This is a genomic window from Psychrobacter sp. UBA2769 (genome assembly GCF_002352555.1).
GTDB classification, from domain to species: Bacteria; Pseudomonadota; Gammaproteobacteria; order Pseudomonadales; family Moraxellaceae; genus Psychrobacter; species Psychrobacter maritimus.
Map to the genome: position 1 here is coordinate 1 of NZ_DEIR01000012.1, position 15,110 is coordinate 15,110.

Annotated in this window: 13 protein-coding genes; 6 read left to right on the plus strand and 7 right to left on the minus strand. The window is 44.2% G+C overall.

What is annotated here, in order from left to right:
• Positions 1-202: 202 nt before the first annotated feature.
• On the minus strand, positions 203-901 hold the full coding sequence (locus tag B3Q63_RS04730; protein ID WP_414706308.1) for a DNA glycosylase: 699 nt from the start codon (positions 899-901) through the stop codon (positions 203-205).
• A gap of 271 nt (positions 902-1,172) precedes the next feature.
• Between B3Q63_RS04730 and upp the strand changes: the two genes are divergently transcribed.
• Together upp and B3Q63_RS04740 are read left to right on the plus strand one after the other, a co-directional pair.
• On the plus strand, positions 1,173-1,820 hold the full coding sequence (upp, locus tag B3Q63_RS04735) for a uracil phosphoribosyltransferase (protein WP_149490868.1): 648 nt from the start codon (positions 1,173-1,175) through the stop codon (positions 1,818-1,820).
• 80 nt (positions 1,821-1,900) lie between these two features.
• A complete protein-coding gene (locus B3Q63_RS04740) occupies positions 1,901-2,653 on the plus strand; it encodes an SDR family NAD(P)-dependent oxidoreductase (protein ID WP_296174370.1) in 753 nt (250 codons plus the stop codon).
• Positions 2,654-2,677: 24 nt separating this feature from the next.
• Here the strand turns inward: B3Q63_RS04740 and B3Q63_RS04745 are convergent, their stop codons facing one another.
• The gene (locus tag B3Q63_RS04745) at positions 2,678-3,334 is read right to left on the minus strand and encodes a hypothetical protein (protein WP_296174372.1); all 657 of its coding nucleotides are present in this window, start codon (positions 3,332-3,334) and stop codon (positions 2,678-2,680) included.
• A 235-nt stretch (positions 3,335-3,569) separates the two neighbouring features.
• Here B3Q63_RS04745 and B3Q63_RS04750 point away from each other — a divergent pair, with 235 nt between their 5' ends.
• Positions 3,570-4,526, plus strand: coding sequence for an alpha/beta fold hydrolase (locus B3Q63_RS04750; protein WP_296174374.1), 957 nt, complete (start codon positions 3,570-3,572; stop codon positions 4,524-4,526).
• A 76-nt stretch (positions 4,527-4,602) separates the two neighbouring features.
• Here the strand turns inward: B3Q63_RS04750 and B3Q63_RS04755 are convergent, their stop codons facing one another.
• Positions 4,603-4,830, minus strand: a complete 228-nt coding sequence (locus tag B3Q63_RS04755) for a DUF1653 domain-containing protein (RefSeq protein WP_296174376.1) — start codon at positions 4,828-4,830, stop codon at positions 4,603-4,605.
• A gap of 132 nt (positions 4,831-4,962) precedes the next feature.
• Entirely contained in the window at positions 4,963-6,174 is a 1,212-nt protein-coding gene (gene tyrS / locus B3Q63_RS04760; RefSeq protein WP_296174378.1) for a tyrosine--tRNA ligase, read from the minus strand.
• A 230-nt stretch (positions 6,175-6,404) separates the two neighbouring features.
• Between tyrS and B3Q63_RS04765 the strand changes: the two genes are divergently transcribed.
• The 3 genes from B3Q63_RS04765 (at position 6,405) to B3Q63_RS04775 (ending at position 10,323) form a co-directional block, all read left to right on the plus strand.
• Entirely contained in the window at positions 6,405-7,757 is a 1,353-nt protein-coding gene (locus B3Q63_RS04765; protein ID WP_296174381.1) for an anhydro-N-acetylmuramic acid kinase, read from the plus strand.
• Between the two features lie 227 nt (positions 7,758-7,984).
• Positions 7,985-9,256 carry a beta-ketoacyl-ACP synthase II gene (fabF, locus tag B3Q63_RS04770; RefSeq protein WP_414706312.1) on the plus strand — a complete coding sequence of 424 codons (1,272 nt, stop codon included), beginning with the start codon at positions 7,985-7,987 and terminating at the stop codon, positions 9,254-9,256.
• Between the two features lie 140 nt (positions 9,257-9,396).
• Positions 9,397-10,323, plus strand: coding sequence for a hypothetical protein (locus B3Q63_RS04775; protein ID WP_296174382.1), 927 nt, complete (start codon positions 9,397-9,399; stop codon positions 10,321-10,323).
• Between the two features lie 118 nt (positions 10,324-10,441).
• Here the strand turns inward: B3Q63_RS04775 and B3Q63_RS04780 are convergent, their stop codons facing one another.
• The 3 genes from B3Q63_RS04780 to B3Q63_RS04790 form a co-directional block, all read right to left on the minus strand.
• Positions 10,442-12,277, minus strand: a complete 1,836-nt coding sequence (locus B3Q63_RS04780) for an aminopeptidase P family protein (protein ID WP_296174383.1) — start codon at positions 12,275-12,277, stop codon at positions 10,442-10,444.
• Positions 12,278-12,732: 455 nt separating this feature from the next.
• Positions 12,733-14,289: a peptide MFS transporter gene (locus tag B3Q63_RS04785; protein WP_201565152.1), complete on the minus strand. Its 1,557-nt coding sequence runs from the start codon at positions 14,287-14,289 to the stop codon at positions 12,733-12,735.
• 352 nt (positions 14,290-14,641) lie between these two features.
• A complete protein-coding gene (locus B3Q63_RS04790) occupies positions 14,642-15,088 on the minus strand; it encodes a hypothetical protein (protein ID WP_296174384.1) in 447 nt (148 codons plus the stop codon).
• Positions 15,089-15,110: the final 22 nt, after the last annotated feature.

A 15,110-nucleotide genomic window follows, 5' to 3' on the forward strand; every position in this document is an offset into this window, starting at 1 on the left:
ACGCGCTTTGGGATGGGGGTCAAGGGGGTTTGTCGGCTATTTTAAAGATTCTCTCGCCTTATTATTAATACCCTCTATTTATCAGTCAGTTAGGATTAAAAATAGTTTTACCGCTATTATAAATAGCCTTTTTTGCTTAAAACCGCTTATCTCTTCTATATAACAGTATCCTATATATAGCATTTTTCTATGTATGACACTTTTATAGCTTACCTATCTTTTTAAAGAAGTCTTTATAGGCAGCCACTTTCTTATCTAAGGCTAGTGGATAAGCACGCGAGGTAGAAGGCAGTCTATATAAGGTAAGATTATTCACATCGGCTTTTTTATTATTGTCACTCTGCCACTCATAAGGATAATCCATACTTTGATTGGTCTTCGGATACTTGGACTTGGCAGGTGGTTCGGCTAATAAATTGAGTAGCACCTCAGTTGCTTTACCGCCCGTGGTAAATAAGGTCTCAACCTTTGGCACTTGTGGCAAGATACTATCTAGGTTAACGGCGGTGACAACGGTTAAGTTTTTATCTGAGGCATTGCCGGTTTCGCGGATAGCCTGACTAACTGTCGGGCAAGAAGCAATGCCGCGCTCGAACATAAAGGCGCGAATACGCTCAGGGTCAAAACGCTTTTCATCGCCTACTCTGAAATAATTAACATCGTCAAAAAATACGCTGCCATAGATACGCCACATATCATTATAAAAGTTTGGATAGTGAAAGCGCATTGCCCATTTATCAGCGGTCGGTGGAAAAGTACCCATCATCATCACAGTGGCATCGGGCGGTAACACCGGACCAAAGGGATGAGTTTCTACTTCTGCGGCGCGAGCTTCGGACAATATCGAGTTAGTATCCATTTTATGAGTATTATCTTGCGTATGGGATGGTTGTGTAGTCATAAGATTCTTCATCAGAAAAGCGGTTTTTTTGCTATCATAGCAAGCCTAAACACTACTTCATTTATCAGCGCGCTATTATAGTCAAACATAGTCGGCTTAAATAAAATTAATCCTGTTATAAAGGCACTTGGCTTACTTTTTTATTAAAGCATTAAGCTTACTATTGATAGGCCAAATATAGGGTTGAAGTGCAGTAAGTGTTTGTATCTTTTATACTAATGGCAACCGCAGTAACTGCGCAAGCATCAGACCAAAAACCAAGAGAGACCTTATGAGCGACTTAAAAATCACCGTCATCGATCACCCGTTAGTCCGTCATAAACTCAGCCTCATGCGCGAAAAAGACTGTAGCACCTATAAGTTTCGTACATTGACCAAAGAGCTTGCTCGCTTGATGGCGTATGAAGCGAGCCGTGATTTTGAAATTGAAACCTTTCCGATGGAAGGCTGGTGTGGTGAAATCACGGGTGAGCAAATCATCGGTAAGACCGCAACGATTGTACCGATTTTACGTGCCGGTATTGGTATGCTCGACGGCGTGCTCGATTTGATTCCGACAGCGAAAATCTCTGTCGTTGGTTTACAGCGCGATGAAGAAACTTTGCAACCTGTACCCTTCTTTGAAAAGTTTGTCAGCCACATGGACAAACGCCCAGCCCTTATCATTGACCCAATGTTAGCGACTGGTGGCTCAATGGTTGCGACCATCGAGATGTTAAAGAAAAATGGCTGTACTAATATTAAAGCATTGGTATTGGTTGCGGCACCTGAAGGCGTACGTGTGGTCAATGAAGCGCATCCTGATGTGACTATTTATACCGCCGCACTAGATAGCCATTTAGATGAGCACGGTTATATCATCCCAGGTCTTGGCGATGCGGGCGATAAAATATTTGGTAAGCAGTTATTTAACAAGTAAGACAACGCCAATAAATCAAGACAAGCCGTCGTTATAAAAATCATGACACATGTATAAAATATCAATGATAAGGATATAAGATGAACGTATTGATTACAGGCGCAAGCGCGGGTTTCGGTAAAGCGCTGGCTGAGCGTTTGGTTGCCAATGGCCATCGCGTGATTGGTTGCGCCAGACGCCTAGATAAGCTCAATGCGCTAGCAGAAACTTTGGGCGAGGCATTTTTACCTGTGGTCATGGATGTCAGTGACACGGCGTCTATTCCACAAATCATTGCGGATTTGCCGGCTGATTTCAAGCAAATCGATGTTTTGGTGAATAACGCTGGGTTAGCGTTAGGTACAGAGCCTGCACACAGCGCCAGTCTCGATGACTGGATGCGCATGACCGATACCAATGTTAAAGGTTTGATGGCGATAACGCACGCAGTCTTACCAGCGATGGTCGCACGTGATAGCGGTTATATCATTAATGTTGGTTCGATTGCTGGTAGCTGGCCTTACTTTGGCGGTAACGTTTATGGCGCGACCAAAGCCTTTGTAAAACAATTTAGCTTAAACCTGCGTGCGGATCTCATCGGTACGCAAGTGCGCGTGACCAACCTTGAACCGGGTAATGTGGCGGGCACTGAGTTTTCAAACGTGCGCTATCATGGTGATGATGATAAGGCTGCTCAAGTTTATGATGGCTTTAAAACCATGACCGGCGATGATATTGGCGATATTTTATTATGGCTGATCGAGTCGCCTGCCCATATTAACGTCAATCGCTTAGAAGTCATGCCGGTTGCGCAAACCTATAATGGTCTAACGATTGCTAAGCAAGATTCTTAAACGCTTAACCAACCGTTTGGCTCATTAACGTAACTCGTAAGACCGAAGCAATATAGATTCCTCTATGTTGCTTCTTTTTTTGCCTTTGATATTCATCTCATTAACCAAACGCAATTCCTGAAAGTCTAGAATTAATACCTCATTACGTAAGCGTTCGCTGGTACGTTTATTGTGGCGTATCGGAAATCCTAAGACTTGCTTACCCTTAACCACTATCTGATTGATAATCATGGTCGGATTATTGATGGTAGCTTTTGCACTTACCTTCTGAGAATTAATGATGGCGGTAGCAGGATTAACCGTTGTGCTTAAAACCTTTGTCTGGCGCACGCTTTTTGGCATATCAACTGCAAAAAACAATACCTGCTCTAATGGCAAATACTGCGCGTGCCGCATTAATTCCTGACGAAATAGCAAAGGCATATCTGCATTAAAGCTGTCTTCTGTTTGCTGAGAGAACGCCGTAAAATTACGCTGTAAGTAACGTCCAAATATACTGCTATTAATCCAGTCTTGATAAGTATCATTTTTTAACAGCTGCTTTGTGAAAGCATCGGCATCTGCCGTGATATCTGCCGTAAGCATTGCTAACAGTAACGCCTGCGGATTGGTAAATTTTTTCTGCTGCCAGATTTGCGGATATAGGCTGCTATCAAGCAATGGTAACATCGACTTGTTCATACCTTAATATCCTTATATTTTACTTGCTGACGTTTGATTCGATTGGTCAAAGTCTATGACAATTCGCTACTTTTACCGCTCAACTGCTTTCAACACTTAACAAATTTTATGCTATGGTCAGTTACCTATTTTAATATAGTAGTCCTTCATTAGTGGCATAAATAATTCCACAATAAAGCATTTCGGCTAAATCGGCTTTATAAAATTGCTTAATGAAAACAAGGTATACTGCCTTATGAAGAAAAATTTAATTAACTTGCCTGCTAACTACCAGTTGAAAACGATTGATATCGCTTTGACTGACGGTACATTACTACCCGTATCTGTCATAGGCAATGGCAAACCCGTACTGCTGCTACACGCTTATGGCATGGATGCACGTGAATTTTTGCCATTTATTTTACCTTTGGTTGGCAAATATGCATTTTACCTGCCGCATTTGCGAGGGTTTGGCGCGGCAAAAGACATCAAGCTGACCCAGTTTGATTTTGTGCGCCAGTATGCCGATGATATCAGTGCCGTCATTGAGCAAATTTGCTTGGCGCGTAATATAGAATCCTTACCTGTTGCCGCTATTTCGATGGGTGCGCAAGTGATGTGGGCGTATTTTGAGCGTTATGGCAGCGAAAGAGTCAGCCGCTATTTAAATATCGACCAAAGTCCTGCTATCCATAACCAGTCCGACTGGCAAGGTGGCTTGTTTGGCACGCGCCAGCAAGAAGTGTTTGATATTTTTCATGAGGTGATTGATAGGACGTTACCTTATGCTGACATCGAAAGCTTTACCCATCTGCCTTTTGCCCTGAAACGCCGTGCAACGGATGTCGAACGGCTGTTTTCTCTATTATCCGTCAATCGCACACGCTCAAAAGCCTTTATACAAGTGATGACCTATAAAAACGACCCCAAACTTGCGCTTTATGATCATAGTATTTGGCATCATAAGATGCGCTGCTTACAAGCTTATTTAACATTACCCTATGACTTTCGCGGCGCTTTAGAGCGGGTCACTATTCCAGTGGTCAATCTGATTGGCGGGCGCTCAAAGCTATATGATGCTAAATGGCAGCAAAAAATCACCCAAATGCTACCTAATGCCACTGAGGTCGTATTGCCCCGCTCAGGTCATGCGATACCAATGGATGAGCCTGTTGGATTTTATAAAGTATTAAAAGGGTTTTTACAGGATTAGTTGTTCATCCATATAAAAAAGCGACCTTAACGGGTCGCTTTTTATTTGTGCAATAAATTTTGAACATTTTGAGATATCAATTAGCTAATACTTTAACTAACTCAAATCTAGCTACTTGCTTACCATCAACTTCAACAGTTTCAGTAAACATCGCTAATGGTCGTACCCACACGCCATACTCACCGTATAGGCAGCGGTAAACAACTAATATTTCTTCCGTTTCTGAATGCTGCGCGGTATGCAATACTTGGTAAAGGCTGCCTTTATAATGGCGGTAGATGCCTTGGGGAATGGCTTGGTTCATTTTCAAATCCTAAATTTTATTATAAATGTACGAATCACATACTGCCGAAGTATATTCATATCGCAAAATAAGTAAGGCCGACAATCAATGTCGACCTTATTTTTAATACCAATAGCTTGTCCCATTCACTTATTAAGCAACCGTCACTTTCGCATACGCCTTTTTGCCTGCTTGGATAACGACTGTCTGACCAGCAGTTAAACTAAAGCCCGCATCGACGACTTCGCCATCTACTTTTACCGCGCCACGTTTAATCATATCTTTAGCCGATGAGCTATTTTTGGCAAGCTCTGCTTGATTTAATATCTGCGTGATAAATAATGCGTCCTGCCCTTCTAACTCTAACGTCACTTCTGGTAAATCGACTGGTAATTCGCCATCAGCAAGTACGTTACCCGCTGATTTGTGCGCATTAGCAGCCGCATCAGCATCATGGAAACGCTCGATTAGTTCTTCAGCAAGAATACGTTTGATTTCTTGTGGGTTGCGACCGTTTTCCATCTCTGCCATTAACGCTTCGACTTCTTCCATCGGCTTAAAGCTTAAAAATTCAAAGTAGCGACGGATTAAGGTATCTGGCATCGACAGCAGCTTTTGGTACATGGTGCCCGGCGCATCGTAAATGCCGACATAGTTGCCAAGTGACTTAGACATTTTATTAACGCCGTCTAGTCCTTCTAAAATTGGCACTGTGATACAAACTTGTGGCTCTTGACCATAACGACCTTGCAGGGTGCGCCCCATCAGGATGTTAAAGGTTTGATCAGTACCGCCAAGCTCGACGTCGGCTTTTAGCGCGATAGAGTCATAACCTTGCACCAATGGGTATAAAAACTCATGGATAGCAATTGGCGTTTGCGCCGCGTAGCGTTTAGAGAAATCATCGCGCTCTAGCATGCGTGAGACGGTCAACTGGCTAGAAAGCTGAATCATATCGCCCGCTGACATATCCTTGAACCATTCAGAGTTAAAGACAATCTTGGTTTTTTCTTTATCCAAAATCTTAAAGACTTGTTCAGCATAAGTCTGCGCGTTGACTTTGATTTGCTCATCGGTCAAGGGCGGACGCGTGCTGTTTTTGCCAGAAGGGTCACCAATCTTGGCGGTATAGTCACCGATTAGAAAATAAATCTCATGACCCAAATCTTGAAAATGCTTCAGCTTATTAATCAATACGGTATGACCCAAATGTAGGTCAGGCGCGGTGGGATCAAAGCCTGCTTTGATACGTAGCGGGCGATTCAGTTTCAACTTCTTAACCAAATCCTCTTCAGATAGGATTTCTTGTGTACCGCGTTGGATTAAGGCAAGTTGTTCTTCTAGGGTATAAGTTTGGGTGGTCATGATGCTCTCTTTATTGTCTTTATTTAAAGGGTAAAGCGTTTGGGCTATTTATACCAAGCCAAAAAAATACGATTAGCAGCGTCAAACTCGTTTAGTCTACTATCTACTAAATGTAGTACTTGCACTCGTTTATCACTACTCTGGTTTTTGGAAATGGGATTAAAGTCTCGTAGCCGGTAAAAGATGTTAGAATTTGACAGATATACTAGCGTTTTTTAAGGTAAATTGCCATGACCAACCCTACATCGATTGCTGAGACCAATGATAATACTCATTCGACTATAAATTATGATAATAATTTAGATAACACTTTGGATAATGGTCTAGAAAATAGCTTAGCGCATATTGACGACTTAAATTATGCCACCTTGACCGATGCGCTTGAGCAAACAGTGTTTGAAAACTTCGATGATGGCTTATATATCGGCATGATGTCTGGCACCAGCTTAGATGGTATGGACGCCGTGCTTTGTCAATTCGGTGGTGAAGGAAATACTCAACAACCCATGCGACTATTAGCCACTCGTAGTCAGGATTTCCCACCGCGCCTGCGTGAAGTGTTATTGGCTTTATGTCAGCCTAATGGTGTGCAAGAATTAGTACCAGCAGTGGGTGAACCAAACAGCGAATTAGACTGGTTCGGCTGGGCTAGTAAAGAATATGCTGAATTTGCCAGCGACGTGGTCAATAATTTATTGCAGCAGTCCAATACTGATGTAGAGTCGGTGCTGGCGATTGGCTGTCATGGTCAAACGGTGCGCCACCGTCCGCAGATGGGTTTTAGCTTGCAATTGCTCGATGCCAACATCATCGCTGAGCGTACTGGCATTAGTGTGGTCAGTGATTTTCGCCGCCGCGATATGGCTGTTGGTGGGCAAGGAGCGCCCTTGGTTCCTGCCTTTCACCAAGCCTTATTTGCCACACCTGATAGCACACGAGTGTTATTAAACTTGGGCGGTATTGCCAATATCACGGTATTGCCAACCGATGAGAGCCCGGTAATTGGCTATGATACCGGCCCTGCCAATTTATTATTAGATGCGTGGACAGCTTTGCATACTGATAAAGGTTACGATGCTGGTGGCGCATGGGCGCAGTCAGGACAAGTCGTTGAGCCGCTACTTAACCAGCTGATAGAACATCCGTTTTTTGCGCGAACCTATCCGAAAAGCACGGGGCGTGAAGACTTTAACTTAGCATGGCTACAAAGCGAGCTGCAAAAATTTGACCAAGCATCTGCTCATATTCGCTATTCATCAGCCGATGTACAGGCAACGCTCACTGAGCTGACCGCCATGAGTGCTAGTATGCAAATCAATATGTTTATTAATGCACAAGAAAATAGCTCGGTTTACGTCTGCGGTGGCGGTGCATTAAATGATTATTTAATGACCCGCTTACAGGCACATTTGCCTCATTGCAAAGTAGAAACCACTGCCAGCTTAGGGCTTAATCCCGCTTGGGTCGAAGCCGTCGCCTTTGCGTGGCTGGCACGCCAAACCCTAATGGGCGAAACTGGTAACTTGCCAGCTGTAACTGGTGCAAGTAAAGGCGTTGTACTGGGTCAGGTTTGTTTTGCCTGATTGGTCAAATTTTAGTTTACATACGTACACTTATGTGTTTTATAATGGCTTTTGAAATAACATCCTCTTAGGACCGTAAGTACAGGATATAGCGCATGAGCCAGCATAGCAGTTTACCGACCGACTCACTTACCGAGCAAACGATGAATAATACTCCCGTGGATATTGCTGCCAAACAGGTATATAAGCCAAGACAAAAACCACCGCACTACGAGCGTTCTGACGATATGCGCGTGGTGGTCACCGGTATGGGCGCGGTGACGCCTTTGGGATTAGATGTCGAAAGCTCATGGACAAGCCTGCTTAATGGCGAGAGCGGTATCGCGCCAATTACCCATTTTGATGCAACAGACTATCGGGCGCGAATTGCCGGTGTGGTCAAGGATTTTGACGCCAAGCAATATATGAATGCCAAAGACGCGCGCCGCTATGATGAATTTATGCATTATGCCGTTGCAGCGTCTGCTATGGCATTAAAAAATGCCGGCTTTATCGATGAAGTCAGCGCTGCTGATGCGCCTGTGCAAAATGTCGACCAAGAGCGCTTTGGGGTGATTTTGGGTTCAGGCATTGGTGGTATCCAAACCATTGAAAACAGTCGCGATACCCTGCGTGAAAAAGGCGCGCTGAAAGTGTCACCTTTTATCATCCCTGGCTCTATCGTCAATATGGCAGCAGGTTTGGTTGCGATTAAACACACTTTAAAAGGTCCAAACCTTGCGACCTCGACTGCTTGTACCACCGCGACCCATGCGATAGGGATTGCCGCACGCTTGATTGCGTATGGTGATGTCGATGTGATGCTAGCAGGTGGCAGTGAAAAAGGCTCAAGCCCACTTGGTATATCAGGTTTTGGGGCGATGCATGCCCTCTCAACTCGTAATGACGAGCCAACCAAAGCCTCACGTCCTTTTGATAAAGACCGTGATGGTTTTGTGCTTGGAGATGGCGCTGGTGTCGTCGTCCTTGAAAGCCTTGCCCATGCTAAAGCGCGCGGAGCAACGATATTGGCTGAACTGGTTGGCTTTGGTATGAGTGATGATGCCAGCCACATTACCGCACCCCCAGAAGATGGTAGCGGTGCGGCACGAGCCATGCGCAATGCCTTAAACGATGCCGGTATCGAGCCTGCCGCAGTTGGCTACGTCAACGCCCATGGGACCAGTACTCCTGCTGGCGATGTCGCCGAATCTATTGCCATTGAAACCGTCTTTGCGCCAGTGAAAGACAGCATATTGGTCAGCTCTACCAAATCCATGACTGGTCATTTATTGGGTGCTGCTGGTGGTGTTGAAGCGATATTTACCGTCCTTGCTCTGCAACATCAGCATGTACCGCCAACCATCAATTTGGACAATGTCGAAGACAACTGTAATCTTGATTATGTTGCCAATCAATCACGCAAAGTTGAGAACTTACAATATGCAGTGTCTAACAGCTTTGGCTTTGGCGGCACTAACGGCTCATTGATATTTGCCCGTTGGCCGGTGCAACCCTAAAGCTAAAAGAAATACCAGAAACAGCGCCAAAAAGCTTTGGATAGTCGCCGTTGTAACCTTGGTGTCAGATTTACTACGTTTGTCCACTTGCAGCCCCTTATCGTACTTGCGTATGATAAGGGGTAATTTTTGGAACATTTATGGAAGATACCATGTCAAGCTACTCATTTTCCCATCAGTTTTACCAACGCTGGACGTGTGCACCTGAGCCTATACGCGCGGCAATCACCCAAGAACTAAAAGACATCACCACCTTACTGCAAACAGAGACACCATTTGAAAGCTTTGTTTTTAGCACCCATGACTTAGACGCGCATCTTGACAATCTTTATGAGAATCATGACGCTGAGCAAGCCATTGCCAAAGCCATCGCGGACAAACAAGCCCAAGCGCGCGCTGCTGCTGAAAAAGAACGGCTAGAAGAACAACAAAAAATACAAGCGGCCGAAGAAGCCAATCGTAAAGCAGAGGCTAAGATAGAAGAAGAAACCCGACTGCGTGAAGAGGCAGCGCAACAAGCACCACAGAAAAATGAGCCCCTAGCAGCGGATAAAAACAGTTCAGATAAAAGCGGTTCTGATGCTAAAACTGCTATCACTCATGCTAATGACACTAGCAAGGTCACAGCGCCAAGCGTAGATAATGTTGATAACAGTGCTGATGGCAATGCTGCTAAAGCTCAGCCTACTGAACCATCAAATGCCGTAAAAACTGATGTTAATAACGACTCTAGTGCTAGCTCTGAAAATAAAACTGTCAGCGAGCATGCCAATACGATTAGCGGCAATGCAATTAGCGATAGCCATATTGCTAATGATAAGCGCATTAAAGAAGATAGCAGCATTAAAACAATCAATGATAAAGCCAGCGCCGCCATCAAGCTGGCTTTAAAAGATGCAAAGCTAAATACCACCCATCAAGAGCTAATCCGTGAGCTTGAAATGCAAATTGATGATTATCTTAGTGAACAAATGATGCTGATGTCTGAAAACTTAAAATCTTGGTTACGAGCGGAGATGACTCAAAATTTAAGTGAAGATAAAGTAGAAACTAATAAAGAATCGTAAAAAAGCTAAATATTGCTATCCGTTCATAAATCGATAGCAACAAATCTCTAGAATAGAAAAAGCCCCGTAAATTTACGGGGCTTTTTTTGTTTTAAATTCAGGAATATAAGCTTTTATTTTAGATAGCTTTTGTACGCTCGGTTAACCATTCAAGTGCCGCACCGTCAACGCGGTCTTTTAGCTCGGCATAAACTTGGCTATGATAATTATTCAACCAATCTATCTCTGCTTGGGTTAGTAGTGCAGGCTCAATCAAACGCGTATCGATTGGGCAATAAGTGATGGTCTCAAAGTTTAAGAATTTGCCAAACTCAGTCTCAGTCGGACTCGCCACTGGCATATTGACCACCAAGTTTTCAATACGAATACCCCATTTGCCTTCACGGTATAAACCTGGCTCATTACTAGATATCATGCCTACTTTCATGGCGCGCTCTTTTGGCGTACTGGCACTATAAGCAATGACTTGTGGGCCTTCATGCACATTTAAGAAGTAACCAACACCATGTCCGGTACCATGACCATAATCCATTTGTGCCTGCCATAATGGCGCACGGCAAATCGCATCGATAAGTGGTGAAGCAATGCCATCAGGGAAGTGTGCTTTTGCCAACGCAATATGGGCTTTTAGCACGGTGGTAAAGTCACGTTTATGCTCAGAACTTACTTTGCCAATACCGACCACACGGGTGATATCGGTAGTACCGTTTTGATACTGGGCGCCTGAGTCAATCAGCAACAAACCGCCCTCGCCTTCATTAACATCAAGGTAGCTGAATTTTTCTGGCGTCGCGCGGTAATGCGGCAGTGCACCGTTTTCATTAAAGCCTGCAATCGTTGGAAAGCTTGGCGAGACATAATGCGGCTGCTGACTGCGTGCTTCGATGAGCATACTATCGACGTCAAGCTCACTTAAACGCTCGCCGGCTGCTAGACGCTGCTCAAATGTAGCGAAAAACTCACTTAATGCCGCCCCATCTTGACGCATGGCTTCACGTACATGATCGATGTCTGAGTCAGATTTAACAGATTTAAGCAAAGTACTTGGTGCCATTTGCTCGATAAAGCCAACATCGTCCGCCATTTTCGATAGCGTACCGACTGCGACTTTACTTGGGTCTAGCAATAATAAATCTTCTGGTGTTAATGTAGCCAATGCCTCTTGCACTGCTTCATAATCAGCAAGCGTGATACCGCTGTCTTTTAGGGCTTTTTCAATGTCAGCGCTGACTTTATTATTATCAATAAACAAGGTCGCTTTATCCGCATCAATCAGCATATGCGCCAAAAAGACAGGGTTATAATCGACGTCCGCACCGCGTAAGTTGGTCAACCAAGCGATATCATCTAAGCTTGAAAGCAAATGATGGGTTGCGCCTGCATCCGCCATACCTGCACGCACGGCGGCAAGTTTTGAAGTCGCAGACTGCGCAACAAATTGCTCATCGTGTTGGTATAGTTGTGCTGATGGCAGCGCTGGACGATCGCTCCATATATCTGTCAATACATCGCGTTCAGTGATTAAGGTAATATCGTTGGCATCAAAAGCGTCTAGTAATTTATCTTGCTCAGCGATAGACAGCACATTACCATCGACGGCCACGCTATCGCCCTCGGCCAAGTGCCCAGCAAGCCAATCGATATGGTTTGGCTGACCGGGTGCTAATTTTTCTAAAGTGATACCGGTGCCTGCTAATTGATGAGCGGCGTGTACCCAATAGCGGCTATCAGTCCACAGTCCCGCAAAATCAGCGGTAACGACCAGTGTACCGACTGAACCGGTAAACCCTGATAACCATAAACGCGCTTGCCAATACTCAGGCAAGTACTCAGATAAATGTGGATCTGCTGACGGCACGATAATCGCGGTCAGGTCTTGCGCCGCAATAGCAGCACGCAAGCTGGTAATACGTTGTTGAATTTCAGTTTTTGGAATGGCTTCTTGAGTAGACATAACGTCCCTTATTGTATATAAAAAATTAGTATAAAAGCACGAGCACCATGCTGTTTAAAGCGCTGCATAAAATGCTGTATAAGTAGAAAAAACTCACCGCAATACAGCGCCGTAGAATCGATAGGTTCTCGATATATTGTTATTATAAACTGACATCATCAGCTGATTATTAGCGGTTAATTAAGTGGGCGTTTATTAAGTTTGCTACAGATACAACCTAGCGCATATAACGATATGGGGATGATAACTGACTTATAAATGCCTTTAACAGCAATACCCATTTAATCGTGAAAGAATCGTGAACAAATCGTAAAAATGACCGATAACTCAAAATAAAAGAAGCCACTGTTTAGTAGCTTCTTTATTTTTATCACCTATCAAACGACGGCTATAGAGTGCTATAAATAGTACTAATACTCTTGTGCTTATATTAGCCTCTTACTTACATTCTTTGCTTACATTCTGATATTACTGCTGTTTTTAATCATATTGCTCATCGGTTTTGACAATGCTAATAAAATCAGCGCGGTCACTACCAAGAACATGGTCATAATAGAGAATAAATCCGGTAAACCTTCGATTTTATCAGCGGTGACATGGCTACCAAAGAAGGCGGCGACCAAGTTACCCATCGCAATAGAAGCAAAAAACAGCCCCATGATTTGACCTTGCATCCCTTCAGGTGCCAAGCGCGTCATTGACGACATACCAACAGGACTTAGCGCCAGCTCACCTAGCGTCAGTAAAAACAAACTGCCAACCAACCACAGTGGTGATGCCAAAGCACCGGGAGCGACCAAGATACTTTTTGATGCCATAATCATCAGCCCAAAACCTGCAGCGGCTAACAACATACCAAGCGCAAATTTTACCATGCTATTAGGCTCAAGACCTTTAGCACCGAGCTTCACCCACAAAATACTGATAATGGGCGCTAATAATAAAATAAATAACGGATTGAGCGACTGAAACCAGATACTTGGGATATGAAAACCCATGACTTCCAAATCCGTATAACGGTCAGCAAATAAGTTAAACGAGGTTGGCTGCTGATCAAAACTTGACCAAAACAAGGTCGAACCAATAATCAATAAAAGACAGACCAGTAAGCGTTTTTTATCAGAGGAGCTCAACCGTGATGACATAAACATCACCGCAAAATATAGCAGCACCACAGCTGCGATGGTATAGGTCATATACTCTGCGACCAATATCGGATTAAATGGCATCAAACCGGTGCTAATGAGCACAATCAATACCACAAAAATAGCCGCAACGCCTAATACCCAGCGCCCTATATTTTGGAAGCGGTCATTTGCATGCTCCCAATCAGCGGTGATGTTTTTGGCACGCGCATAACGATTTAATGTCTTTCTGGCTGAAAAACGGTAAATCAGTAACGAAGCCAGCATACCAATACCACCGACGCCAAAGCCTGCATGCCACATGCCTTTTTCTCTAAACACCCCAACAATCAGCGCTGCCAATAGCGCACCAATATTGATACCCATATAAAACAGCGTAAATCCTGCGTCACGGCGATTGTCCGTTTCGGGATATAACGCCCCAACCATGACCGTAATACAGGTCTTAAACAACCCTGACCCAATGACAATAAACATCAAACCGACAAAGAATAGCACCATGCCAAACATAGCTGACAACGCAATACATAAATGCCCAAGCGCAATAATGATACTGCCCCACCACAGCGCCCGCTCCTGACCAAGCCAGTTATCCGCCAACCAGCCGCCCGGTACTGCCGCCAAATATAATGAACCGGCGAAAATACCATAGATGGCAGAAGCCGTTGCTTCATCAAAACCGAAACCACCACTGCCAACCGTCGCCACCATAAAGAGTACTAATAATGGACGAATACTATAATAAGAAAAACGCTCCCACATCTCGGTGAAAAATAACGAGCTTAAGGGTTTAGGATGCCCCATAAAGCCATTATCTAATGCTTCTAATTCAGCAGCACTAGCGTTCGATTGTGAGTCTGTGCTCATAAATCTATTCCTTTAAAAACCACTGTAATGATGACCAAACTTCTAATTATTCTGCTAGGCGGTCACATAGGCGCATTATTGTTTCACTTGCCTAGAACCAAGTAAAGAAAAAAAGGTTTAATAATTACACAAACACTCACAAAAAAACCCGCCCTCAATTCGCTAAGGGCGGGTTTTTTGTGAGCTGTACAAATAAAACAATCGCCATGACCGTTTTAATTAATCAGTATTATTAATCAATACCATAGACATTAGAAGCAATATTATAAGAGATAGGGCTATGACAAACTCTATTGCTAGGTTTAGAAATTGCTAGGTCTAAAAATTGAATCAGCAGCTATCTGAATAAAAATTACTCTGCTGTCGCAGCTTTTTCAGTCGTGCCAGCATCCAAATCAGCATCGGCTTGCTCGGCTGTCACGTCAGCATCAGCAACCGCTGCTTGATTAACCGTACCTTCAGCCGTGGCTGTACCAGCTTCAGCGCTAACCACAGCACTGTCCGCATCGGTAGCTGGCGTTGCGTTAGCATCCGCTGCAGTATCGCTCGTTGCTGCTGCATCAGTCTCTGCAGCAGCCGCAGCCGCTGTTTCAGCAGTCGCAGCTTCTTCCGGAGCCGCAGTTGCTTCTGCTTCCTCGGCGGCTGACGCTTCAATGGTCTCAGGAGTGATATGCTCACCCGCTGGACGCAAGAAACCAGAAATGCCAATCAATAAGACGATACCTAAAAATAAGGCAACACCGCCTAAAGCATATAGGAATTCTTTCTTGGGGTTGTTATTAACGATATCTTCTGACATACCTTATCCACCTTGCACAGAA